The following is a 22204-nucleotide window of genomic DNA, read 5'->3' as shown; positions in this document are numbered from 1 at the left end:
TGCAACCTGAACAAACCTCGCGGCCTTGCGACAATATGCGACCATTTCACCGACCTTGCGACAAGCGCCTGCGACAATCGGCTCCCAGATTATGAACGACGCCGCAGCAACGGCGCCGTGTTTCAAACGGGAGATTATCATGAAGACGTTCATCCTCAGCGCGCTTGCCGCCACCCTCGTCGCCAGCCCACTCCTCGCAGCCGCTCCGGCCGAAGCGCAGCAGCGTCGCGAAGTGACCACCGTGCGCCACAACGACAATGGCCGCACCGTCGTCACCAAGCGCACCGTCGTCCGTACGCCGCAGTATCGCAACTGGCGCGCCGGCCAGCGCTTCGATCGTCGCCAGGCGCAGAACTACCGGGTCATCACGACGTACCGCAACTACCGTCTCGCACCCCCGCCCCGCGCGCATCAGTGGGTTCGCTCGGGTCGTGACGCGATCCTGATCGACGGCCGCGGCAACGTGATGCAGGTTCGTGGCGGCGCGTTCCGGTAAACCTGAACACCTTGCCTTTGCCTGATAATCGGCTAAGGCGCTCTGCAACCGGGGTGAGAGATTCGCGTCTCTCGGCCCTGTTTGCATTCTAGACGACAGCCGGAGGGGTGCACGCATGGGGCGTGTATCAGCGATCGGCCAAGACGAAGGACAAGACATGGCTCTTTACGAGCACGTGTTCCTTGCGCGCCAGGATCTGGCACAAGCGCAGGTGGACGCACTGGCGGAAATCGCCACCAAGATCGTGAACGACAACGAAGGTCGGGTCGTAAAGACCGAGAACTGGGGCCTGCGTTCGCTGGCGTACAAGATCGCCAAGAACCGCAAGGCGCACTATGTCATGCTCGAGATCGATGCCCCGGGCAGCGTGATCGCAGAGCTGGAGCGCCAGACCCAGATCAACGAAGACATCATCCGTTACATGACGGTCAAGGTCGACACCCTCGAAGAGGGCCCGACCGTGATGATGCGCAAGCAGGATCGTGACCGCGAGCGTCGTGGCGACCGTGAAGGTGGCCGTGAGGGCCGTCCCGATCGTGGCGATCGTCCGGACCGTGGTCCCCGTCGTGACCGCGAAGAGGGAGCTGAATAATCATGGCACGTCCATTCTTCCGCCGCCGCAAGAGCTGCCCGTTCTCCGCCAAAGACGCTCCCCGGATCGACTATAAGGACGTCCGGTTGCTGCAGGGCTTCGTGTCCGAGCGTGGCAAGATCGTCCCGTCGCGTATCACTTCGGTGGCCGCAAAGAAGCAGCGCGAACTGGCCCAGGCCATCAAGCGTGCGCGTCATCTGGGCTTGCTGCCCTACATCGTTAAGTAAGGAGCGCCCACATGGACGTCATTCTGCTTGAGCGCGTCGAAAAGCTTGGTGCTATCGGCGACGTGGTGAAGGTCAAGGACGGTTACGCACGTAACTTCCTGCTTCCCAACAAGAAGGCGCTTCGTTCGAACGAAGCCAACCGCAAGGTGTTCGAGTCGAACCGTGCGAAGATCGAATCGGACAACGCATCGCGTCGCAGCGATGCCGAGACCGAAGCGAAGACCTTCAACGACGCGACCGTGACCCTGATCCGTCAGGCGTCGAACACCGGTCAGCTCTACGGTTCGGTCGCGGTTCGCGATCTGGTCGATGCGCTGGTGGCCGACGGTCACAAGGTCGGCAAGTCGGCGATCGTGCTCGACAAGCCGATCAAGGCGATCGGTGTGTATACCGTCAAGGTATCGCTGCACCCCGAGGTGTCGGTGGCCGTCAAGGTCAACGTCGCCCGCTCGCCTGAAGAGGCCGAGATGCAGGCTTCGGGCGTCGACGTGATGTCGTCGATGTTCGAGCGCGACGAGGCTGGCTTCGTCGAGGATTACGATCCGAACGCAGAGCCCGGCGCTACCGCCGAAGCACCGCGCGACCAGGAGGACGAAGCGCAGGGTTGATCCCTTCGCTACCCTTCTAGCCGATACTGAAAAGGCCCGCCCGGAGTGATCCGGGCGGGCCTTTTCTTTTGTGCTTTTGCGGTGGAGGTCAGGGGCAGGTTACGCAGGCGCCGATCATGGCCGCGAAGGGGATGAGGGCGCAGAGGATGGGGACTAGGTGTTTCATGACCGGGTGACTCTTGGGGATGTTATCCGGTTAATGCGCGGGATTGGGAAAGGTTGCCGGGAGGTGAATGAATTTTGTACCGATCGGTTTTGGGAAATTGACTCTGCGGCATTTAAAAGTTTGCCGCTCCTCTCGGTATCTCACCCCGGCGAAGGCCGGGGCCCAATTGGGGGACGCAGATGGTTTGCGTTGCGGTTCATTATTGCCACCTTTCCAATTGGGCCCCGGCCTTCGCCGGGGTGGGATGGTGGTGGGGTCAGCTCTCAACGACCTCCGGCTTCTCGATCAGCGCAGGCCCCTCGCCTAGCGCCAGCGCGTCTACCGAGGACACATCCTCAAGATCCCGCGCACCCGTCTCGATGTTCAGGTCGCGGAACTTGCGGCCCGTCACCATCAGGCGGCCGTTGAACGAGTTGGTGAAGCCGTTGAAGTTCTTCACCGCGCTGTTGAGACCGACACCGACCTTCCGCAGGTCGTCCGCAACCTTGGCAAGGCGATCGTGCATTTCCTTGCCGAGTTCGCCGATCTTTCGTGCTTCGTTGGCAAGCTTTTCCTGGCGCCAGACCGCCGCGACCGTGCGGGCGATGGCGATCAGGTTGGTCGGGGTAGCGAGCAGCACGCGCTTTTCGAAGGCGAAGTCCCAGAGCGTCGGGTCGTGTTCGAGCGCCGCGGAGAGGAAGTGCTCGCCGGGAACGAACATGATGACGTAGTCGGGCGTGTCGGCGAACTGGCTCCAATACGCCTTGTTGCCGAGGCCGTTGACGTGTGCGCGCATCGACGCCGCGTGGGCAGCCAAGCCGATCAGGCGCTCGGCGTCGTCGACCGCGCCGAATGCGTCCTGATACGCGTTGAGCGAGACCTTTGCGTCGATCACCAGTGCGCGGCCGCCGGGGACGCGGATGATCGCGTCGGGGCGGAGGCGGGCACCGTCGTCGCCTACCGCTACCGAAACCTCGGTCTGGAAGTCGGTGTGCTCGCTGAGCCCGCAGGTTTCGAGGACGTTCTTGAGCTGCTGCTCCCCCCAGCGGCCGCGGGATTTGGGGGCGTTGCGGAGGGAGTTGACGAGCTTGGCGGCTTCGGTGGAGACCTTTTCCTGGCCGAGGCGCATCTGTTCGATCTGGCCCTTGAGGTCGCCGAACGCATCGCGGCGCTCGGCTTCGACCTTGGCGACGCCTTCCTCGTAGCGTTGTAGACGGTCGCTGACGGGTTGGAGCATCGACTTGAGGTTGAGGCCGGCGGATTCTTCGGACTGGCGGAAGCGAGCGTCGGCGCGTTCGAGGAAGGTCTTCTGCGCGTCGCTGAGCAGCTTGTTGGCGACGTCGCCGAACTGCGCGGCCATGACATCCTTCGCCTCGCGGAGTTCGAGCAGGCGGGCTTCGAACGCCTCGCCTTGCGCTTTCAGCGTGGCGATTTCGGTGCGGGCGGCGTCGCGGTCGGTGCGGATCGTGGCGAGGTCGAGGCGCAGGCGATCGGTGTCGGTGGCGCGTTCGGCGTTCTGTGCGCGGAGGGTTGCGAGATCCTGCATCGCGGCGTTGCGTTCGCGTTCGACCGCGTCGCGCGCGGTGCGGATTAGGTCGGCGTCGGCGAGCTTGGTTTGGGCGACGGCGAGTTCGCTGGCTAGGGTGGCGGCTCGGCGGGAGGCTAGCAGCCAGCCGAGGAGGATGCCGGCGGCTAGCGCGAGGACGGCGATGATGGCGAACTCAGCCATTTTGCACCCGCGAATTTAGCTGGAAGTGCACAAAGTGCAGACGCTGGCGCAGCATTTTCTCAGGGGAGAATGTGCGCCCGGGCGGCTGGGTTCGGGAAAGAGATGGAGACGTCATGCTTGGAACATACGTCGAACGGTTGATGTAGGACAATCGGAATATTATGTTCTCCCGCGGAGGCGGGAGTCCAGGGTTATGGGCGGTGGCGTTTGTGATCCTGGGCCCCCGCCTTCGCGGGGGAACTAGAAAGGGGGCGCTCCAACACCCTCGCCGAACAGTACCACCCCGGCGGAGGCCGGGGTCCAATTGGAAAGGTTTCAATAACGAGGGACTGCGCTCAGTTGGCGACGTTCCCCAATTGGGCCCCGGCCTTCCCCGGGGTGGTTATGTATTGGGTGAGTAAGCCGCGCTTTCAGGGACGCACTCTCAGCATAGAAAGCAGCGACGCCCCCGCCTCTCACCCCAGCTTGCGCTGCTTCGCTAGCTTCTTCAGCACCATGTCGCGCTTGAGGCGGCTGATGTGGTCGATGAACAGCACGCCGTCGAGATGGTCGATCTCATGCTGCATGCACGTCGAGAGCAGGCCGTCGAAATCCTCCTCATGCGCAGCACCGGTCTCGTCGAGCCACTTCACGCGACACCGCGCCGGGCGCGCGACTTCAGCGTACTGCTCCGGGATCGACAGACACCCTTCGTTGTACGTCGACATCTGGTCGCTGACCGACAGGATCTCGGCGTTGATGTACGCCTTGGGGTTCTTGATCGGCTTGTCGTCCTCGTCCTTCTCCTCCTGGAGGTCGATGACGAGGACGCGCTGCTGCACGCCGACCTGGGTCGCGGCGAGGCCGATGCCGTTGAAGTCGTACATCGTCTCGATCATGTCGGCGACGAGCGTGCGGGTGGAGTCGTCGACCGTCTCCACCGGCTCGGCAACGAGGCGCAGGCGGGGATCGGGGACTTCGAGAACGGTCATGACGGTCATAGCGCGTCCGCTAAGGTACGCGTGGGCATCACGTCAAGCCGATGGGCGTCAAGCCATTGGCCTTCTGGCCCTTAATGCCTGCGCCAAGGTGCCCTCGTCGAGATAGTCGAGTTCGCCGCCCACCGGCAGGCCGTGTGCGAGTTGCGTGACGCGGACCGGGAAGCGTTCGATGCGCTCGGCGATGTAGTGCGCGGTGGTCTGGCCTTCGAGCGTGGCGTTCATCGCGAGGACGACTTCGTCGATGCCGCCGGCTTCGATGCGGCGGACGAGGCTGTCGATGCTCAGGTCTTCGGGGCGGATGCCTTCCAATGCGGACAGGCGGCCGCCGAGGACGTGGAAGCGGCCGGGGAACAGGCGGGACCTATCCAATGCCCAGAGATCGGCGACCTCCTCGACGACGCACAGCGAACGCTGGTCGCGGCGCGGGTCGGCGCAGATTGCGCAAGGGTTGGTGGTGTCGACGTTGCCGCAGGTGGTGCAGTTCTCCAACCGCTCGTCGACCGCGGTCAGCGCCTCGCGCAAGGGACCCAGCGCCGCGTCGCGCTTCTTGAGCAGATGGAGCACGGCGCGACGTGCGGACCGGGGGCCGAGGCCGGGGAGCCGGGCCAGCGCCTGCGTCAGCGCCTCGATCTCGGGGGATGCCATAGGGAACAGATAGGGGGTTGCGCGGCTCCCCGCCAGCGTGTTCGAGAGGGGCATGTGGATCATCTTCATGGGAACGCCGGACTTCGCAGTGCCGGTGCTGGAGGCCCTCGTCGCGGCGGGGCATGACGTGGCGGCGGCGTATTGCCAGCCTGCCCGGCCAGGGGGGCGGCGTGGGCGCGAGCTGGTGCCGTCGCCGGTACAGGTTCGGGCGGAGGCGCTGGGGATCGAGGTGCGGACGCCGGTGTCGTTCAAGGCGTCCTTGCCGGAGGGGCTGGAGGCTCGCGACGCGTTTGCGGCTTTAGGCGCGGATGTTGCGGTGGTCGCGGCCTATGGCCTGATCTTGCCGCGCGCGGTGCTGGAGGCACCTCGGTTCGGTTGCGTTAACGTGCATGGGTCGCTGTTGCCGCGGTGGCGCGGGGCGGCGCCGGTGCAGCGGGCGATCCTCGCGGGCGATGCCGAGACGGGCGTCGGGATCATGCAGATGGAGGCGGGTCTGGATACCGGGCCGGTTCGGCTCGAGGGTCGGACGCCGATCGTCGGCAAGACCGCGGGGGATCTGACGTCCGAACTCTCCGCGATGGGGGCTCGGTTGATGGTCGAGGTGCTGGGCGATCTCGACGCCTACCCTGCCCGGCCGCAGCCCGAGGAGGGCGTTACCTATGCCGCCAAGATCGACAAGGCCGAGGCGCGGATCGATTTCGAGCGGTCGGCGGTCGAGATCGAGCGGCTGGTGCGGGCGATGAACCCGGCGCCGGGGGCGTGGTTCGAGCATGCCGGCGAGCGGGTGAAGGTGCTGGCGGCGGACGTGTTGCCGTTCTCGTTCCTTGGGTGCGAGGGGCTGACGGTCAATGCCGAGCTGACGATCGGGTGTGGCGACGGGGCGATCCGGCCGACCTTGGTGCAGCGCGCCGGGCGTGGCGTGACCTCGGCGGAGGAGATGCTGCGCGGGTTTCCGATTCGCTCGGGGACGCAGCTTTGACGCGGTTCGCGTTGACCGTGGAGTTCGACGGGCGGCCGTTCATGGGCTGGCAGCGGCAGAAGCACGGGCCGAGCGTGCAGGCGGCGCTGGAGGCGGCGGTGCTGAAGATGACCGGCGAGACCGCGTCGGTGCAGGCGGCGGGGCGGACCGATGCAGGGGTGCACGGGATGGCGATGCGGGCGCATGTCGATATCGCGAAGCCGCTCGCGGCGTTTCGATTGATGGAGGGGCTGAATGCGCTGGTGAAGCCGGCGCCGGTGTCGGTGTTGGCGTGCGAGGTGGTCGACGACGATTGGCATGCGCGGTTTTCGTGTGTCGGGCGGTCGTACGAGTATCGGATCGTCAACCGGCGCTCGCCGCTGACGTTCGAGGCTGGGCTGGCTTGGCAGGTGCCTCAGCCGCTTGACGCTGATGCGATGGCGGAGGCGGCGCGGGCGCTGGTCGGGCGGCATGACTTCACGACGTTTCGGTCGGCGCATTGCCAGGCGGATAGTCCGGTGCGGACTTTGGACCGGCTCGAGGTGGTGCGGGAGGGGGAGCGGCTGTTCGTCTATGCGGCGGCGCGATCGTTCCTGCATCATCAGGTGCGGTCGATGGTCGGGTGTCTGGCGTTGGTGGGTATGGGGCGTTGGGCGGTTGGCGATGTTGCTGCCGCGCTCGAGGCTAAGGATCGGGCGATGCTGGGGCTGAATGCGCCGCCTGACGGGTTGTTCTTCGTGAGTGCGGTTTACCCCTAAGTTTGTATCCCCGCGAAGGCGGGGACCCAGTCTGGGCCCCCGCCTTCGCGGGGGAACAATCTTCTTCGGTTAGCGGACGAACTTCGCGGCGAGTTCGACATGCGTTGACCAGCGGAACTGACCGACCGGCTGGACCCAGTCGATCCGCCAGCCCGCATCGCACAACTCCTTGGCGTCCCGCGCGAAGCTCGCCGGATTGCACGAGACATAAGCGATCACCGGCGTCTTGCACTCCGCTAGCGCAGTAGCCTGCTCGCGCGCACCGGAGCGGGGCGGATCGATCACCACCGCATCGAAGCGGTCAAGCTCGGCGACCCTCAGCGGCCGGCGGTAGAGATCGCGGTGCTCCGGGTACACCGGCCGCTGGGTGCGGTGCGCGGCGGCCTTTAGCGAGCCGAGCGCGTCGCGCGCGCCTTCGGCCGCATAGACCTTGGCGGGGATCGCGAGCGTGAATGTTCCGAGACCGGCGAACAGGTCCGCGACCGTCGCGGGCTTGCCGATCGCTTCGAGGACGGCGGCGGTGAGTGCGGCCTCGCCATCGGGCGTGGCTTGCAGGAACGACGCGGGCGGGAGCGGTACGGGGACGCCGCCCAAGGTGATCGTGACCGCGTCGGGCTCCCACCGCGTCTCGGGTCCGAGACCGTCGTCGAAGGCCACGCGGGCGATCTTGTGATCTTCGCAGAACTTGGTCAGTGCCTCAGCGGCAGGAAGGCCTTCGGGCGCGAACCCGGTGATCAGGATGTCCGCGCCCTGGTCGGCGAGCGTCAGGTGGATGTCGGCGCGGCGGCGGAAGTTGAGGCGCTTGAGCAGCTGGCGCAAGGGCTGGACGAGCGCGAACAGGCGCGGATCGAGGATCCAGCATTCCTTGATGTCGACGATCGTGTGCGCCTTCTCCGCCGTGAAGCCGAGCGTGATCTTGCCCCCCTTGGCCTCGGCGTGAAGCGTCGCGCGGCGGCGGCTGCGTTCGGGGGAGATGTGGGGTGGGCGGATCGGGGCCGCGAGGTCCTGGCCGTCGAGCGCGGAGGCGATGCGGTCGGTGACGAACTCGGCATAGGCCTGGTCGTCGAGATGCTGGAGTTGGCAGCCGCCGCAGGTCGGGAAATGCACGCAGGGGGGCGTCTGGTGATGCGGGCCGGGGATCACGGTGCCGTCGGCGGCGAGCGTGTCGCCGGGGGCCGAGAAGGCGGCGTGGCGTCCGTCGGCGGTCATGCCGTCGCCGCGCGCTGCGACGCGGACGATCATGTCGATATTCGATTCAGAGGTCATAGCGATGCTCTGGCGGACCGGAGTGCTTCCGCCAAGTCGTCGGCGATGAAAGCCGCGCCCAATCGGCGGGCAGCGTCACCGTGGAGCCACACTCCGGCGCAGGACGCGTCGAGCGGATCGAGCTTGGCGGCGAGCATCGCGCCGATCGCGCCGGCGAGGACGTCGCCGGTGCCGGCGGTGGAGAGCCAGTCGCTGGCCCCTTGCGCGATGCGGACGCGGCCGTCGGGCGCGGCGATGACGGTGTCGGCGCCCTTGAAGACGACGATCGCGTGGGCGCGGGTGGCGGCGTCGCGGGCTCGGGTGATCTTGTCCGCGTCGGATTTGCCGAAGAGCGCGTCGAACTCGCCGGCATGCGGGGTGAGTATGACGGGGACGTCCAATGCCTTGATCCGGTCGGGGTCGAGCAGGCGGAGGGCGTCGCCGTCGATGATCAGCGGGTGGCCGGAGGTCAGCGCGGCTTCCAGGCGAGCCTTGGCGGTGTCGTCGCGGCCGAGACCGGGGCCGATGACGAGTGCACCGATCCGGTCGTTGGCGAGCGCATGGGTTGAGAACGGTGCGCGAACGAGCGCGTGCGGGGGGCCTTGGCTGTCGCCGAGCAGGGTTACGTAGCCGGCGCCGGCGCGCATCGCGGCGAGGGCTGCGAGATCGGAAGCGCCGGACATGGTGCCGGCGATGATCGCGACCATGCCTCGGGTGTATTTGTGCGAATCGGGGCCGGGGGTTGGGAGGAGTGGGGCTTTGAGAACTTCCGCTTGGCTGGCAGTCGGAACGCTGATGTCGAGGAGGCGGATCTGACCGCAATAGCGCGCGGCGGGTTGGAGGAGGTGCGCTGGTTTTGCCGCGCCGAGCGCCAGGGTGAGGTCGAAGACCGGCGGCGTGCTGAGCGTCTTACCCGATTCAGTGGCGAGACCGCTGGGCAGGTCGACAGCGATGCTTAACTGCGCGGCATCGGCGAGTGCACGAAGACACTCGACCACAGACCGTTCCCCCGCGGACGCGGGGGCCCAGGATAGGCGGCTAGAAGTGCCCTTGGGATTTAGCTGGGCCCCCGCGTCCGCGGGGGAACTGCTTGAATGGGGAGCGGTGGCGAGCGGGCGGGTCAGGCCGGTGCCGAACAGCGCGTCGACCAGGATCGGCGCGGGTTTTGCCTCCGGCAGCGTTTCGACCGGGCCTAGCCACCCTGCCCTCGCCGATTTCGCCGCATCCGTCCTGGGTTCCGACAGCGCCGCGACGCGAACTGGCACACCCAGTTCCGCCAGCACTCGGGCTGCGACATAGCCGTCGCCGCCGTTGTTGCCGGGGCCGCAGAGGATCAGGACTTCGTTCGTACCCGCGAGCCGGCGGACTACCTCGGCAATCGCGGTGCCGGCGCGCTCCATCAGCGTTTCTACCGAGACGCCGGTGGCGATCACCGCATCCTCCGCTGCGCGCATTTCGGCGGCGGTGAGGACCGGCTGGCCTTCGATGCCGATCATGAGGGCTTCGTCGTACCCTTGACGGTGGCCGGGAGGCGATAGCGGTTGCCGCCGAGCGCGACCTCGATGCCGTCCGTGCCCGTGATCGTGACCTTCGCGACTTCGGCGCCGTCCGCGGCTATCACGCCGCGACCGTCCTGCGTTACCAGCAACCGACGGAAGGCTCCGTCGGGATGGCGGATCGTCAGGACTAGGCCGTTCTTGCCCTGCGCCTGCTCGATCGTGCAGGTCGACGCGAACGCGGTGTCACCCTGCGCGCAGGGGATGCGGGTGTCGCTCGCCGTTTCGGTGCGCTGCTTTGCCGCGACCTGTTCGCTGCCCGGCTGCCCCCGCCCGCACGCTGCGAGCGGGAGCGAGAGAAGCATCACAAGGCACCGGGTTTGCTTAGATATCCGCGTAGACATGGGTTTCGGCTGCCGCTCCAGGGTGCGTGACGGCACCCTTGTACGCGGGGCCGACGGTCTTCGCATAGCGCCAGAGTGCACCCGACCCGTAATCGTTGGTGCGCGGCACCCACGCGGCGCGGCGCGCGGCCATCACGTCCTCGGGAACGTCGAGGTCGATCGTCCCAGCTTCGGCGTCGATGTGGATGATGTCGCCGTTCTTGACCAGTGCGATCGGGCCGCCGTCCGCTGCTTCGGGGCCGACATGGCCGATGCAGAAGCCGCGCGTGCCGCCCGAAAAACGCCCGTCGGTGATCAGCGCGACGCTCTCACCCATGCCGAGGCCGTAGAGCGCGGCAGTGGTCGACAGCATCTCGCGCATGCCGGGGCCGCCCTTGGGGCCTTCGTAGCGGATGACGATGACTTCGCCTTCGTTGATCTCGCGGTTTTCGACCGCGGCGAAGGTGTCCTCCTCGCAATCGAACACTCGCGCCGGGCCCGAGAACTGGAGGCGGTGCATGCCCGCGACCTTCACGATCGCGCCATCGGGGGCGAGGCTACCGCGCAGGCCGACGACGCCGCCGGTGGGCGTCAGCGGGGTCTTGATGTCGTAGATCACCTTCTGGTCGGGGTTCCACGTCACCTGGCCGATGTTCTCAGCCAGCGACTTGCCGGTCACCGTCAGGCAATCGCCGTTGAGGAAACCGCCGGCGAGCATCGTCTTCATCAGCATGTAGACGCCGCCGGCCTCGTACATGTCCTTGGCGACGTACTTCCCACCGGGTTTGAGGTCCGCGATGTACGGCGTTGTCTTGAAGATCTCGGCGACGTCGAACAGGTCGAACTCGATCCCGGCTTCGGACGCCATTGCGGGGAGATGCAGCGCGGCGTTGGTCGAGCCACCGGTCGCGGCGACGACGCGGGCGGCGTTGATGAACGCCTCGCGCGTGCAGATGTCGCGCGGGCGGATATTGTCGGCCAGGCACTCCATGACCTGCGCGCCCGCCGCCACGGCGATCTGTTCGCGCGTGGTGTAAGGAGCCGGCACCATGTTGCTGTTCGGGATCGACAAACCGATCGCCTCGGCGACGCAGGCCATCGTGTTTGCGGTATACTGCCCGCCGCACGCGCCGTGGCCGGGACAGGCGACCTTCTCGATCGCGTGGACCTCGGAGAGCGGGCACGCGCCGGCGGCGTATTTGCCGACGATCTCGAACACGTCGACGACGGTGACGTCGCGGTCCTGATAGCGGCCGGGCAGGATCGAGCCGCCATAGACGAACACCGACGGGATATTGAGGCGGAGCATCGCCATCATCATGCCGGGGAGCGACTTGTCACAGCCCGCGAACCCGACGAGCGCGTCGTAGCAATGACCACGGACTGAGAGCTCGACCGAGTCGGCGATGACTTCGCGGCTCACCAGCGAGGCCTTCATGCCCTGATGGCCCATCGCGATGCCGTCGGTGACGGTGATCGTGTTGAAGCGGCGCGGCATGCCGCCGCCCTGGATGACGCCGGCCTGCGCGGCATCGGCCTGCGCGTCGAGCGTGGTGTTGCAGGGCGCGGAATTGTTGCCGGCGGACGCGAGTGCGACGAACGGGCGCGCGATCTGCTCCTCGTCGAGGCCCATCGCGTAGTAATAGCTGCGGTGCGGGGCGCGCTCCGGGCCGACGGAGACGTGGCGGCTCGGCAGGCGCGATTTATCGAATGTGCGGGTCATGGCGAACGCCTATGTCGCGGGAGAGGGTATTTGCGCAAGAGAGTTGCGTCGATTTTTGCGCCTGGATGCGGCGCAGTGTTTTGGATGAGACCGAAACCGGTCACCTCCCCGGCGAAGGCCGGGGTCCAATTGGAAAGGCCATGGTGACTGACGACCGACCGTCGTTACTGCCGTCCCCCAATTGGACCCCGGCCTTCGCCGGGGGGGGCGTCTTATGCGCGAAATATCTGTGCCAGACTCTCGCACGTATATTTACACAGCTTGGGCCTCACCCTTCCCACCGCTTTGCGGCGGGACCCTTCCCTCTCCTGGTCGAAAGGAAATCAGAGGCCTTCGAGGGCCTTAGCGACGCCGTCCATCGTGAAGGGCTTCTGCAATCGCGGGCGGTCGCGAAATTCTGGCGCGACGCCATCATCGCCGCCGCCGGTGGCGAAGACGAACGGGACGCCCTTTGCCGCCAGCGCCTCGGCGACCGCGGTGCTCTTCTCGCCGCCACGCAGGTTCACGTCGAGGATCGCGCCATCGACGCCGCCCTCTTCGATCCGCTTGAGCGCATCAGCGACGGTGTCGACGGAGCCCGCCACACCCTTGTCCAGCACTTCGAGAAAATCCTCGAGCATCATGGCGATCAACGGTTCGTCTTCGACGATCAGAATCTGCTGGGGAGCGGTCATGTCATGCGCATAGTCGGGATTGTTACGACTTGCCAACATCTTGTTCGGGTCAGCCCGGTTTAGGCTCGGTGCGTCGCCAGCACGTCTCGTGCCGCTTCGGCCAGTTCCTGGACCGAGAAGGGTTTCGGCAGGAACGCGACGTTGTCGAGGTCGATCGACTTGCGCAGCTGCTCCTCGGCATAGCCCGACATGAACAGGATCGGCAGGTCGGGGAATTTCTCGCGCGCGTGGCGGACCATCGTCGGGCCATCCATCTGCGGCATGACGACGTCGCTGATGAGCAGGTCGGGGCGGCCGTGTTTCTCCAGCACTTCGAGCGCGATCTCGCCGTTTTCCGCGGTCAGCACTGTGTATCCCTGCCGCGTCAGCGCGCGCTCCGCGACGGCGCGGACCATGTCCTCGTCCTCGACCAGCAGGATCGTGCCCGTGCCCCACAGGTCGACGGGCTTCGGCGCGGGCTTGATGACCACGGGACGAGTCGCGGCGGGCGCCGAATGGACCGGCAGGTACATCGAGAAGGTCGCACCCTGCCCCGGCTTGCTGTCGGCGAAGATGTAGCCGCCGGACTGCTTGACGATGCCGTAGACGGTCGAGAGGCCGAGCCCGGTGCCCTTGCCGAATTCCTTGGTGGTGAAGAACGGCTCGAAGATCTTGGGCAGCACGTCGGGCGGGATGCCGGTGCCGGTGTCCTGGACGATCAATGCGGTATAGTCGGCGACTGGCAGGATATCCGACGCCATCTCGCGCACTTCGGATGCGGGGACGGCGCGCGTCGTGATCGTCAGCACGCCGCCACCGCGCGCGTTCGCCGAGACGATCGCGTCGCGCGCGTTGACCGCGAGGTTGACGACGACCTGCTCGAGCTGGCCGGGATCGGCGCGGACGGGGCCGAGATTGCGGCCATGCGTCATATCGAGGCGGACGTTCTCGCCCATCAGCCGCTTGAGCAGGTTGGACACCTCCGACACGACGTCGGGAAGCTGGAGGATCTGTGGGCGGAGCGTCTGCTGGCGCGAGAAGGCGAGCAGTTGGCGGGTCAGGCTGGCGGCGCGGTTCGAATTGGTGCGGACCTGCTGGATGTCGTCGTAATCGCTGTCGCCGGGCGAATGGCGCATCAGCATCAGGTCGCAATGGCCGATGATCGCGGTCAGGATGTTGTTGAAATCATGCGCGACGCCGCCCGCGAGCTGGCCGACCGCCTGCATCTTGGTGGCTTGCGCGACCTCACGCTTCAGGCGGCTTTCCTCGCTATTGTCCTTGAGGCTGAGCAGCACGGCCGCGTCGCCCAATCCGCGCGCGCCGGCGATGGTGAGCGCGACCGGCTCGTCGGGGTGGTCCTTGAGGCGGACCGCCATGTCGGCGGAGTGCGTAGCGCCGTTCGCGAACTTGCGGATCGCATCGGCGACCGCGGCCTTGTCTTCGCGGACGACGAGATCGCCCGGATAGAGCGGTGGGGCGACCGCATTGACGCCGGCGGCGCGGAGGAACGAGTCGTTCATCTGCAGGAAGCGGCCGTCGCGATCGACCAACGCCATGCCGAACGGCATCATGCTGACGAGGCTGCGGACGTGCGCGGAGGCGCTGGCGCCGAGTGCGGGGGCGTTCTCCTCCTCGTCGAGCAGCGCGACCAGCACGGGGGCGTCGTCGCCGTCGAGGAACGGGATTTGGAGGACGCGAAGTGGCGTACCTTCGAGGCCCTCGCGTTCGAAACGGACGAGACCGCGGCTGTCGGTGATGAGGAAGCGGGCGAAATCGCGACCTTCGATCGAGTCGTATTCGTCGCCGCACGCCCTCGCGCGGAGGACACGGTTGGCGGTGCGGACGCGGCCGTCGGGGGAGAGCAACGCGGCCATGATGCCGCTGCCGCCGAGCCGGTCGCCGGTCGGGCCGGTCAGCAACGCAGCCAGCGTCTCGGCGAGGTCGTGTTCCTGCGCGGTGACGAAGCGCCAGACGAGCATGTCGGCGTCGTCGCCAGCGCGCGCGATCTGCGCGGAAAGGCAGACGCCGCGGGCATTGAGGCGGTCAACCTGCGCGGTGCCGTCGCGCCAGGCGGAGCGGCCGGCGTCGGCGAGCGCTGCGTTGCCGGCTTCGTCGAGCGGCAGGCCGGGGGGTGTCGGGAAGCCTTCGAACAGCGCTTCGTAGGCGTCGTTCGCGCAGACGAGCCGCCCGGCGCGGTCGGTGATCGCGAGCGCGTCGGTGCCGGCTTCGGCGACGGTGCGGGTGAGGTCCCAGTCGACCGGGCGCGGCGCGTCCTTGGCGACGGGATTGAGCAGGCGCCATGCGATCAGCGCGCCGATGACGATGACGGCCGCGGCGAAGAACCCGGCGGCGGCGATCCAGCTGCCGACGAGCAGCAGCACGATCGCGGCGGCGGCGACGCCCGAGGCTATGGCGACGAATGCTGCGTTGCGGGCGGGGGTGGGTAAAGCGAGCGATGCCATTGCGGGGAGTCATCCGCTGTTGCGGGGTTGGGCGTCAAGCGGGATGCGGTGGTGTTGGGGGGGTACTCGTATCGCAGGCGACCGTTCCCCAGAAGAAATCGCCACCCCGGCGAAGGCCGGGGCCCAGTTGGAACGGTGGTAGTAACGATGCGCCGAACGCCGTCAGCAACGTCCCCCAACTGGGCCCCGGCCTTCGCCGGGGTGGTCGTCTTGGATGGGGGCCGCAGGTCACTCCCCCACCGCCCCCCGCGCAAGCAGGGGTCCAGGGTTACGGGCGGTAGCGTTTTTGATCCTGGGCCCCCGCTTTCGCGGGGGAACTGGGTGTCACCGCCCCGCGACCGACGGCGGTCTTTCTGCTCCCCTCCCTGGAAGGGAGGGGTTGGGGGTGGGTCGGCCCGTTGGCGGACGATGCCCTCCCCAAGCGGCCGACCCACCCCCTGCCCCTCCCTGCCAGGGAGGGGGGATCGTTGGGGCCTGGGCTGCCTTGAGCGCTTTCCTCAGAAAGACGCGCCCAGTTTCCGCTCCCCCCGCTATCCGAGGGAAACTCTTACCAGATCCGAACGCGCTGCTCCGGCGTCAGGTACAGCTTCTGCCCTGGCGTCGGCTTGTACGCCGCGTACCAGGGGTCGAGGTTGCGCACGACCCACGCGCGCTGCTGCGACGGCGAGTGAGGATCGGTCAGCAAACGGTTGCGAAGGTTGGCTTCGCGGTAGTTGCGGCGCCAGACCTGCGCCCAGCCGAGATAGAAGCGCTGGTCGCCGGTGAAGCCGTCGAGGACGGGCGCGGTCTTGCCGCCGAGCGCGGTGTGGTACGCGTCGTACGCCACCGTGAGACCCGCGAGATCGGCGATGTTCTCGCCCATCGTGAGCTGACCCTTCACGTGCATCCCGGGGAGCGGTTCGTACGCGTCGTACTGCGCGCCGAGCTTGCCGGTCAGCGCCTTGAAGCCGGCGATGTCCTTGGCCGTCCACCAGTCGGTGAGCTGGCCCTTTGCATCGTATTTCGAGCCCTGGTCGTCGAAATGATGGCTCAGCTCGTGGCCGATCACCGCGCCGATGCCGCCGTAGTTGACCGCGTCGTCGGCCTTCGGATCGAAGAACGGCGGTTGCAGGATCGCGGCGGGGAAGACGATCTCGACCATGCCGAAATTGGCATAGGCGTTCACCGTCATCGGCGTCATGCCCCACTCCCAGCGCTGCAACGGCTTGCCGAGCTTGGAGATATTGTCCTGGTGCTGCCATTCGTTCGCGCGCCATTCGTTGCCGAACGCATCGCCGGACGTGATCGTCAGGCCGGAGAAATCTTTCCACTGGCTCGGATAGCCGATCTTGGGCGTGAACGCGGCGAGCTTGGCGTGCGCCTTCACCTTGGTCTCGGGCGCCATCCATTCGAGCTTGTCGATCCGGCGGCCCATCGCGGCGAGCACGTTCTTGACGAGCTTGTCGGCGGCGGCCTTGGTCTCGGGCGGGAAATACTGCGCGACGTAGAGCTTGCTGACCTCGTCATCGAGCGCGCCCGAGGTGAACTGGACGCCGCGCTTCCAGCGAGCTTCCTGCTCGGGCGTGCCGCCGAGGACGGTGCCGTAGAACGCGAACTGCTCGGCGTCGAACGCCTTGGGGAGGACGTCCGCATAGCCGTCGAGCGAGCGGAGGATCAGCTGGTCCTTGAGGACGCCGATCGGCGCGGTCGAGACGAGCTTGGCGATGCCGGTGATCGCGGAGGGCTGGGCGACGATGACGGTCGGGACGGGCGTGCCGATGCCCTTGAAATATGCGGCGAAATCGAAGCCGGGGGCGTGCTTGGCGAGATCGGCGACGGTCATCTTGTTGTAGGTCTTGGTGGCGTCGCGGCTGTCGACGCGGGTCCAGCTGACCTTGGCGATCTCGGCTTCGAACGCGAGCAATGCGGTGGCGCGGGCTTCGGCATTGGGTTCGCCGGCGAGGCCCAGCATCTTGACGATGTGCGCGCGGTAGGCGTTGCGCGCCTCGACCAGTTTCGGGTCGGTGCTGAGGTAGTAATCGCGGTCGGGGAGGCCGAGGCCGGACTGGCCTAGCGAGAGCGCGTATTGCTCAGGGAGCTTGTCATCCTGGCCGACGCCGCCGCCGAACGGGCCGCCGATCCCGGCGCGGTCTGCCTCGGCGAGGAGAGCGGGATAGCCGGCGCGGTCCTTCAGCGCGGCGATCTTCGACAGCCACGGCTTGATCGGGGCTAGGCCCTTGCCCTCGATCGTGCCGGTGTCGAGGAAGGTCGCGTAGGCGCGGCCGATCTTCGAGTTGGGGTCCTTGGCGGCGGTGTCTAGGATGCCGCGGGTGCGCGTCTCGGAAAGGTCGGAGAGGAGATTGAACGAGCCGTAGTTCGACTTGTCGGCGGGGATCGGGGTGTTCTTGGACCAATTGCCGTTGGAGAAGGTGTAGAAGTCGTCGCCGGGCTGGACGGTCTTGTCCATGCCCTTCTCGTCGAAGCCGAACGTTCCGTATTGCGCGCCGGTCGGGGCTGCGGGAGCGGCTAGCGTTGGCTCAGCCGTTTGCGAGATGGCGGCGGTGACGCCGGTGATGGCGGTTGCGGCGAGCAGGCCGGCGACGATGAAGGACTTCATGGGGTTCTCCTAGAATTTCGTTGGCATCACCCACCAACACGCCTCCCCGGCGAAGGCCGGGTCCAGTTGGAAAGGTCTCGGTAATGGGGGACAGTCCGCCGTTACGTCTGTCCCCCAACTGGGCCCCGGCCTTCGCCGGGGTGGTGCAAGGTCGGGGTATGCGGCGGGGTCGTCGTTACCAGATGCGGACGCGGTTGGCGGGGGCGAGGTAGCTGGCCTCGCCCGGCTTGGCGCCGAACGCGGCGTACCAGGGGTCGAGGTTGCGAACCGTGAGGACGCGCTGGTGGCCCGGCGAATGCGGGTCGGACAGCAACGCCTGCTGGAGCGCGGCGTCGCGGAACTTGCTGCGCCAGACGCCCGCCCAGCCATAATAGAAGCGCTGGTCGCCGGTGGTGCCGTCGATGATAGGCGCGGGCTTGCCGCCGAGCGACTTGTGATACGCGTCGTAGGCGACCGTCAGGCCCGCCAAGTCGGCGATGTTCTCGCCGAGCGTCAGGCCGCCCTGAATGTGCTGGCCGGGGAGCGGTTCGTACGCGTCGTACTGCTTCACGAGCGCATCGGTGAACACCTTGAAGCGCGCGACGTCCTGCGGCGTCCACCAGTCGGTGAGCTTGCCGTTGAGGTCGTATTTGCGGCCCTGGTCGTCGAAGTGATGGCTGATCTCGTGGCCGATCACCGCGCCGATGCCGCCGTAGTTGACAGCCGGGTCCGCCTTCGGATCGAAGAACGGCGGTTGCAGGATCGCGGCCGGGAAGACGACCTCGTTCATCGTCGGGTTGGCGTAGGCGTTGATCGTCATCGGCGTCATGAACCACTCGGCCCGATCGATCGGCTGGCCGAGCTTCTTCAGGTCGCGGTCGTATTCGAACGCGTTGGCTCGCGCGACGTTACCGACGAGATCCCCGCGCTGGATCTGGAGCGCGGAATAGTCGCGCCACTTGTCTGGATAACCGATCTTCGGCGTGAAGGCGGCTAGCTTGGCGAGCGCCTTGGTCTTGGTCTCGGGCGCCATCCATTCGAGGTTCCGGAGACGCTCGCCCATCGCCGCGATGACGTTCTTCACGAGATCGTCGGCTGCAGCCTTCGACTCGGGCGGGAAATACTTCGCGACATATTGCTGGCCGATTGCCTCGCCCATCGCGCCCGACACGGTCGAGACGCCGCGCTTCCAGCGGACCTGCTGCTCCGGCGTGCCCGACAGCGTGGTGCCGTAGAACGCGAAGTTGGTCTTGTCGAAATCGCTCGACAGATACGGCGCGTACGAACGCAGCACCTTGAGCATCGCATAGTCCTGGAGGACGTTGACGGGCGTGTCGGCGAAGACCTTCGCCTCGCCCGTCACCGCGCTCGGCTGCGCGACGAGGTAGAACGGACGACCGTTGACGCCCATCGCGGTAATGTACTGCGCCCAGGGGAAGCCCGGCGCCTTTGCAGCGAAGTCGGCGGCGGTCCATTTGTTGTAGGTCTTGTCGGCGTCGCGGCTCTCGATCCGCGTCCAGTGCGCGGTCGCGAGGCCCTTCTCCATGTTGAACACGGCGGCAGCGCGGGTGGCGGCGTTGGGCTCGCCGGCGAGCGTGAGCATCCGCGTGAGATACGCCTGGTACGCGGTACGGATCGTGGCGAGCTTGGCGTCGTCCTTGAGGTAATAGTCGCGGTCGGGGAGGCCGATGCCGCTCTGGCCGAGGCTCACGACGTAGGTGGTCGGATCCTTGTCGTCCTGCTGAACGCCGACGCCGACGAGACCACCGACACCCATGCGCTGGAGCTTGGCGATCTCGGTGACGAGCGCGGTCTTGTCCTTGGTCGCCTTGAGCGCGGCGAGCATCGGCTTGACGGGGGTAGCGCCCTTCGCGTTGACCGCGGCCTCGTCCATGAAGCTGGAATAGAAATCGCCGACCTTGTCGCCGGGCGTCTTTGCGGAGACGTCGAGAATCGTGCGGGTGCGTTCGAGCGACAGGTCCTGGAGGACGTGGAACATGCCGTAGGACGAGCGATCGGCGGGGATCGGCGTGGTCTTCACCCAGCCACCGTTCGCGTAATCGAAGAAGTCGGTGCCCGGCGTCACGCTGGTATCGCGGCCGGCCATGTCGAAGCCGAAATCGCCGATCTGCGGCTTGTTGGCATCCTTGGCGGCAACGGGGCCTTTCGCAGCCTTGGCGAGCGTCGGCGACGGCGCGCCGGGGCCCGGTCGCGTCTGGGCAAAGGCCGAGGCAGCGGACGCGAGCAGGATCACGGTAACAATCGACTTACGCATCAAGGAACCTCGATAAGGACTTCAGGATGCGTGTGTTTTACGCCGATAGGACGGTCCGTCAATTCGGCTAGATCAAGAATAGTGACGATTGTTACGACTTGTGATCGTTGTGACGTTGGTCGTGACGATGGTCGCGTCAGCGATCGTGCCGGTGCCGCCATTTGCGCGCAATCCACAACCGCCAGCCCAGCGCGCTGAGCGCATAGCCGCCAACCGAACCGACGATGGTTATGATAAGTAGCCCCAGCGCGGTGGCGGGGCCGGCCTGCATCAGCCACGGGATCCACTCGGTCTGCGCCGCGGCCTCCGCGACCGGCTGGCCGGGGACATGCTCGTCCAGCCGCAGCAGCGACGAACCGATCCAGTACGCGGCGATCCACAGCGGCGGGGTGGTCAGCGGGTTGGTGATGAAGGTGGTCAGCGCCGCCGTCGGCACGTTGGCCCGGAACGGCAGCGCGAAGATCGCGGCAACGGGCGTCTGCGCGACCGGGATCAAAATGCCCGCGACCATTCCAAGCGCGACGCCGCGCGGCACCGAGCGGCGGGTGAAACGCCACAGTTCGGGTGCGAGGACACGGTGCGCGACGGGACGGAGAAGGCGGTTCCGCTCCATCGATTCGCGGGTCGGCAGATTGCGACGCGACCACGCCGCGAGGCGCGCGAACAGACCGACCGGCGTGCTGGACACAGCCTATCCGCGATCGCGCATGATGCGGCCCTGCTCGCGCTTCCAGTCCTGTTCCTTCACCGAATCGCGCTTGTCATGGTTCTGCTTGCCCTTGGCGAGCGCCAGTTCGATCTTCGCGCGGCCCTTCGAATTGAAATAGATCATCAGCGGCACGAGCGTCATGCCCTGGCGCGCGACCGCCCCGAACATCTTGTTGATCTCGCGCTCGTGGAGCAGCAATTTGCGCGGCCGCTTAGGCTCGTGGTTGAAGCGGTTGCCGTGGCTGAATTCGGGGATGTTCGAATTGACCAGAACGACGTTCTTGCCCTTCACCTCGGCATAAGCCTCCGCGATCGAGCCTTCGCCGCCGCGCAGCGCCTTCACCTCGGTGCCGGTGAGCGCGATGCCCGCCTCGAACACCTGCTCGATATAATAATCATACCGCGCGCGCCGGTTCTCGGCGACGATCTTGGTCTTCTCGAAGGTCGGGGGTTTGGGACGTGCCATGGGACGCGCGATGTAGGAGGTCGGAGGGCTTAGGGGAAGCGGTGGGGTGCTATTGGCTGAAACAATCGCTGTTCTCCTGCGAATGCAGGAGTCCAGGGTAACACGCGGCTGTGTTCGCGATCCTGGGCTCCTGCTTTCGCAGGAGAACACGCAGGGGGTTCAGGCCAGGTCGGCGTGTGCCAAGGCAGCGTCGACCGCAGCGCGCGAGGCCTCACCGGCGGGGGTCATTGGCAGGCGGAGCGTCTCGGGGAAGCCCGCCCGCACCTTGGTCATCGCATACTTGACCGGGCCCGGCGAGGCGTCGGTGAACAGCGCTTCGTGTAGCGGATAGAGTTGGTCCTGATACGCCAGCGCCTTGACGAAATCGCCGGCCTGGCACGCCGCCTGGAACTCCGCGCAGAGCTTCGGCGCGACGTTGGCGCTTACCGAGATGCAGCCGGTGCCACCCATGACGTTGAACGCCAGCGCCAGATCGTCATTGCCCGACAGCTGGCAGAAATCCGGGCCGCATGCCGCGCGGTGCTGAGAAACGCGGGCGAGGACGCCGCTGGCATCCTTCACCCCGACGAACACGTCCGGGAACGCCGCGACGATCCGCGCCAAGGTCGCCGGCTGGATGTCCGTCACCGTCCGCGCGGGGACGTTGTAGAGGATGATAGGCAGCGGGGTCGACGCCGCGAGCGCCTCGAAATGGCGGAAGATGCCCTCCTGCCCCGGCCGGTTGTAATAGGGCGGCACCATCAGCGCGGCGTCGGCGCCGGCGTCCTTCGCGGCGCGCAAATTGGCGGATGCGACGCGCGTGTCGTTCGAGCCCGCGCCGGCGATGACGGGCACGCGGCCCTTCGCCTGATCGACGCACACGCGGACGACGTGGAAATGCTCGTCGTACGACAGGGTCGCCGCCTCCCCGGTCGTCCCGCATGCGACCAGCCCCGACGAGCCCTCGACGATCTGCCATTCGATGAAGTCGCGGTAGGCGGCTTCGTCGAAGCTGCCATCGGCGGCGAACGGCGTGACGAGCGCCGGAATAGATCCTGAAAACATGCGGTGGCCTGCGGTCCTGTTGCGCCGGATGTCTTG

Annotated in this window: 20 protein-coding genes; 6 read left to right on the top strand and 14 right to left on the bottom strand. The window is 66.6% G+C overall.

All coding sequences use genetic code 11. The features are described 5' to 3' along the window. Positions 1 to 139: 139 nt before the first annotated feature. From C8J25_RS04630 to rplI, 4 genes are all read left to right on the top strand, one after another. The gene (locus tag C8J25_RS04630) at positions 140 to 496 is read left to right on the top strand and encodes an RcnB family protein (RefSeq protein ID WP_107952717.1); all 357 of its coding nucleotides are present in this window, start codon (positions 140 to 142) and stop codon (positions 494 to 496) included. A 157-nt stretch (positions 497 to 653) separates the two neighbouring features. Beyond that, entirely contained in the window at positions 654 to 1088 is a 435-nt protein-coding gene (gene rpsF / locus C8J25_RS04625; protein WP_056050884.1) for a 30S ribosomal protein S6, read from the top strand. A gap of 2 nt (positions 1089 to 1090) precedes the next feature. Continuing rightward, complete coding sequence (gene rpsR, locus C8J25_RS04620) at positions 1091 to 1315, top strand: 30S ribosomal protein S18 (RefSeq protein WP_031393978.1); 225 nt, start codon at positions 1091 to 1093, stop codon at positions 1313 to 1315. Between the two features lie 11 nt (positions 1316 to 1326). Beyond that, on the top strand, positions 1327 to 1923 hold the full coding sequence (gene rplI / locus C8J25_RS04615) for a 50S ribosomal protein L9 (RefSeq protein WP_107952437.1): 597 nt from the start codon (positions 1327 to 1329) through the stop codon (positions 1921 to 1923). A gap of 422 nt (positions 1924 to 2345) precedes the next feature. Here the strand turns inward: rplI and C8J25_RS04610 are convergent, their stop codons facing one another. The 3 genes from C8J25_RS04610 to recR all read right to left on the bottom strand — a co-directional run bounded on the left by C8J25_RS04610 (position 2346) and on the right by recR (position 5422). After that, entirely contained in the window at positions 2346 to 3797 is a 1452-nt protein-coding gene (locus C8J25_RS04610; RefSeq protein WP_107952435.1) for a DNA recombination protein RmuC, read from the bottom strand. A gap of 455 nt (positions 3798 to 4252) precedes the next feature. Then, positions 4253 to 4777, bottom strand: coding sequence for a peptide deformylase (gene def, locus C8J25_RS04605; RefSeq protein ID WP_107952433.1), 525 nt, complete (start codon positions 4775 to 4777; stop codon positions 4253 to 4255). A gap of 48 nt (positions 4778 to 4825) precedes the next feature. Then, positions 4826 to 5422 carry a recombination mediator RecR gene (recR, locus tag C8J25_RS04600; protein ID WP_056420182.1) on the bottom strand — a complete coding sequence of 199 codons (597 nt, stop codon included), beginning with the start codon at positions 5420 to 5422 and terminating at the stop codon, positions 4826 to 4828. 52 nt (positions 5423 to 5474) lie between these two features. On the opposite strand from recR, the gene fmt reads away from it, so the two are divergent. Beyond that, positions 5475 to 6401: a methionyl-tRNA formyltransferase gene (gene fmt, locus C8J25_RS04595; protein WP_107952430.1), complete on the top strand. Its 927-nt coding sequence runs from the start codon at positions 5475 to 5477 to the stop codon at positions 6399 to 6401. Beyond that, positions 6398 to 7138 (top strand): tRNA pseudouridine(38-40) synthase TruA, encoded by a 741-nt coding sequence (gene truA / locus C8J25_RS04590; RefSeq protein ID WP_107952428.1) that lies wholly within the window; start codon positions 6398 to 6400, stop codon positions 7136 to 7138. The genes fmt and truA overlap by 4 nt, the downstream gene beginning before the upstream one ends. Before the next feature lie 69 nt (positions 7139 to 7207). Here the strand turns inward: truA and C8J25_RS04585 are convergent, their stop codons facing one another. The 11 genes from C8J25_RS04585 to dapA form a co-directional block, all read right to left on the bottom strand. Continuing rightward, the gene (locus C8J25_RS04585; RefSeq protein ID WP_107952426.1) at positions 7208 to 8404 is read right to left on the bottom strand and encodes a class I SAM-dependent RNA methyltransferase; all 1197 of its coding nucleotides are present in this window, start codon (positions 8402 to 8404) and stop codon (positions 7208 to 7210) included. Beyond that, positions 8401 to 9879, bottom strand: a complete 1479-nt coding sequence (locus C8J25_RS04580) for an NAD(P)H-hydrate dehydratase (RefSeq protein WP_107952424.1) — start codon at positions 9877 to 9879, stop codon at positions 8401 to 8403. The genes C8J25_RS04585 and C8J25_RS04580 overlap by 4 nt, the downstream gene beginning before the upstream one ends. Then, a complete protein-coding gene (locus C8J25_RS04575) occupies positions 9876 to 10244 on the bottom strand; it encodes a hypothetical protein (RefSeq protein WP_244186732.1) in 369 nt (122 codons plus the stop codon). Before C8J25_RS04575 ends, C8J25_RS04580 begins: the two co-directional genes overlap by 4 nt. Before the next feature lie 19 nt (positions 10245 to 10263). Next, the gene (gene ilvD / locus C8J25_RS04570; RefSeq protein WP_107952422.1) at positions 10264 to 11985 is read right to left on the bottom strand and encodes a dihydroxy-acid dehydratase; all 1722 of its coding nucleotides are present in this window, start codon (positions 11983 to 11985) and stop codon (positions 10264 to 10266) included. A gap of 323 nt (positions 11986 to 12308) precedes the next feature. Then, positions 12309 to 12659 carry a response regulator gene (locus tag C8J25_RS04565; protein WP_093399563.1) on the bottom strand — a complete coding sequence of 117 codons (351 nt, stop codon included), beginning with the start codon at positions 12657 to 12659 and terminating at the stop codon, positions 12309 to 12311. 59 nt (positions 12660 to 12718) lie between these two features. Further along, positions 12719 to 15100: a hybrid sensor histidine kinase/response regulator gene (locus C8J25_RS04560; RefSeq protein WP_107952420.1), complete on the bottom strand. Its 2382-nt coding sequence runs from the start codon at positions 15098 to 15100 to the stop codon at positions 12719 to 12721. 547 nt (positions 15101 to 15647) lie between these two features. After that, positions 15648 to 17696 carry a M13 family metallopeptidase gene (locus tag C8J25_RS04555; RefSeq protein WP_107952418.1) on the bottom strand — a complete coding sequence of 683 codons (2049 nt, stop codon included), beginning with the start codon at positions 17694 to 17696 and terminating at the stop codon, positions 15648 to 15650. A gap of 175 nt (positions 17697 to 17871) precedes the next feature. Continuing rightward, entirely contained in the window at positions 17872 to 19950 is a 2079-nt protein-coding gene (locus C8J25_RS04550) for a M13 family metallopeptidase (RefSeq protein WP_107952415.1), read from the bottom strand. Positions 19951 to 20086: 136 nt separating this feature from the next. Then, the gene (locus C8J25_RS04545; protein WP_425275450.1) at positions 20087 to 20617 is read right to left on the bottom strand and encodes a DUF2062 domain-containing protein; all 531 of its coding nucleotides are present in this window, start codon (positions 20615 to 20617) and stop codon (positions 20087 to 20089) included. 24 nt (positions 20618 to 20641) lie between these two features. Continuing rightward, complete coding sequence (smpB, locus tag C8J25_RS04540) at positions 20642 to 21124, bottom strand: SsrA-binding protein SmpB (RefSeq protein WP_055879372.1); 483 nt, start codon at positions 21122 to 21124, stop codon at positions 20642 to 20644. A gap of 159 nt (positions 21125 to 21283) precedes the next feature. Beyond that, positions 21284 to 22168 (bottom strand): 4-hydroxy-tetrahydrodipicolinate synthase, encoded by an 885-nt coding sequence (gene dapA / locus C8J25_RS04535; RefSeq protein ID WP_107952711.1) that lies wholly within the window; start codon positions 22166 to 22168, stop codon positions 21284 to 21286. Positions 22169 to 22204 lie beyond the last annotated feature (36 nt).

It is taken from the genome of Sphingomonas faeni, assembly GCF_003053745.1.
Classification (GTDB): domain Bacteria; phylum Pseudomonadota; class Alphaproteobacteria; order Sphingomonadales; family Sphingomonadaceae; genus Sphingomonas; species Sphingomonas faeni.
Note: the sequence above shows the minus strand (reverse complement) of the source record. Positions and strands in the feature narration are given on the sequence as shown.

Excerpts from the sequence above, each read along its gene's own strand:
- C8J25_RS04630 (WP_107952717.1), top strand. The coding sequence starts at position 140 with ATGAAGACGTTCATCCTCAGCGCGCTTGCCGCCACCCTCGTCGCCAGC.
- rpsF (WP_056050884.1), top strand. The coding sequence starts at position 654 with ATGGCTCTTTACGAGCACGTGTTCCTTGCGCGCCAGGATCTGGCACAA.
- rpsR (WP_031393978.1), top strand. The coding sequence starts at position 1,091 with ATGGCACGTCCATTCTTCCGCCGCCGCAAGAGCTGCCCGTTCTCCGCC.
- rplI (WP_107952437.1), top strand. The coding sequence starts at position 1,327 with ATGGACGTCATTCTGCTTGAGCGCGTCGAAAAGCTTGGTGCTATCGGC.
- C8J25_RS04610 (WP_107952435.1), bottom strand. The coding sequence starts at position 3,797 with ATGGCTGAGTTCGCCATCATCGCCGTCCTCGCGCTAGCCGCCGGCATC.
- def (WP_107952433.1), bottom strand. The coding sequence starts at position 4,777 with ATGACCGTCATGACCGTTCTCGAAGTCCCCGATCCCCGCCTGCGCCTC.
- recR (WP_056420182.1), bottom strand. The coding sequence starts at position 5,422 with ATGGCATCCCCCGAGATCGAGGCGCTGACGCAGGCGCTGGCCCGGCTC.
- fmt (WP_107952430.1), top strand. The coding sequence starts at position 5,475 with ATGTGGATCATCTTCATGGGAACGCCGGACTTCGCAGTGCCGGTGCTG.
- C8J25_RS04585 (WP_107952426.1), bottom strand. The coding sequence starts at position 8,404 with ATGACCTCTGAATCGAATATCGACATGATCGTCCGCGTCGCAGCGCGC.
- C8J25_RS04580 (WP_107952424.1), bottom strand. The coding sequence starts at position 9,879 with ATGATCGGCATCGAAGGCCAGCCGGTCCTCACCGCCGCCGAAATGCGC.
- C8J25_RS04575 (WP_244186732.1), bottom strand. The coding sequence starts at position 10,244 with ATGCTTCTCTCGCTCCCGCTCGCAGCGTGCGGGCGGGGGCAGCCGGGC.
- ilvD (WP_107952422.1), bottom strand. The coding sequence starts at position 11,985 with ATGACCCGCACATTCGATAAATCGCGCCTGCCGAGCCGCCACGTCTCC.
- C8J25_RS04565 (WP_093399563.1), bottom strand. The coding sequence starts at position 12,659 with ATGACCGCTCCCCAGCAGATTCTGATCGTCGAAGACGAACCGTTGATC.
- C8J25_RS04560 (WP_107952420.1), bottom strand. The coding sequence starts at position 15,100 with ATGGCATCGCTCGCTTTACCCACCCCCGCCCGCAACGCAGCATTCGTC.
- C8J25_RS04555 (WP_107952418.1), bottom strand. The coding sequence starts at position 17,696 with ATGAAGTCCTTCATCGTCGCCGGCCTGCTCGCCGCAACCGCCATCACC.
- C8J25_RS04550 (WP_107952415.1), bottom strand. The coding sequence starts at position 19,950 with ATGCGTAAGTCGATTGTTACCGTGATCCTGCTCGCGTCCGCTGCCTCG.
- smpB (WP_055879372.1), bottom strand. The coding sequence starts at position 21,124 with ATGGCACGTCCCAAACCCCCGACCTTCGAGAAGACCAAGATCGTCGCC.
- dapA (WP_107952711.1), bottom strand. The coding sequence starts at position 22,168 with ATGTTTTCAGGATCTATTCCGGCGCTCGTCACGCCGTTCGCCGCCGAT.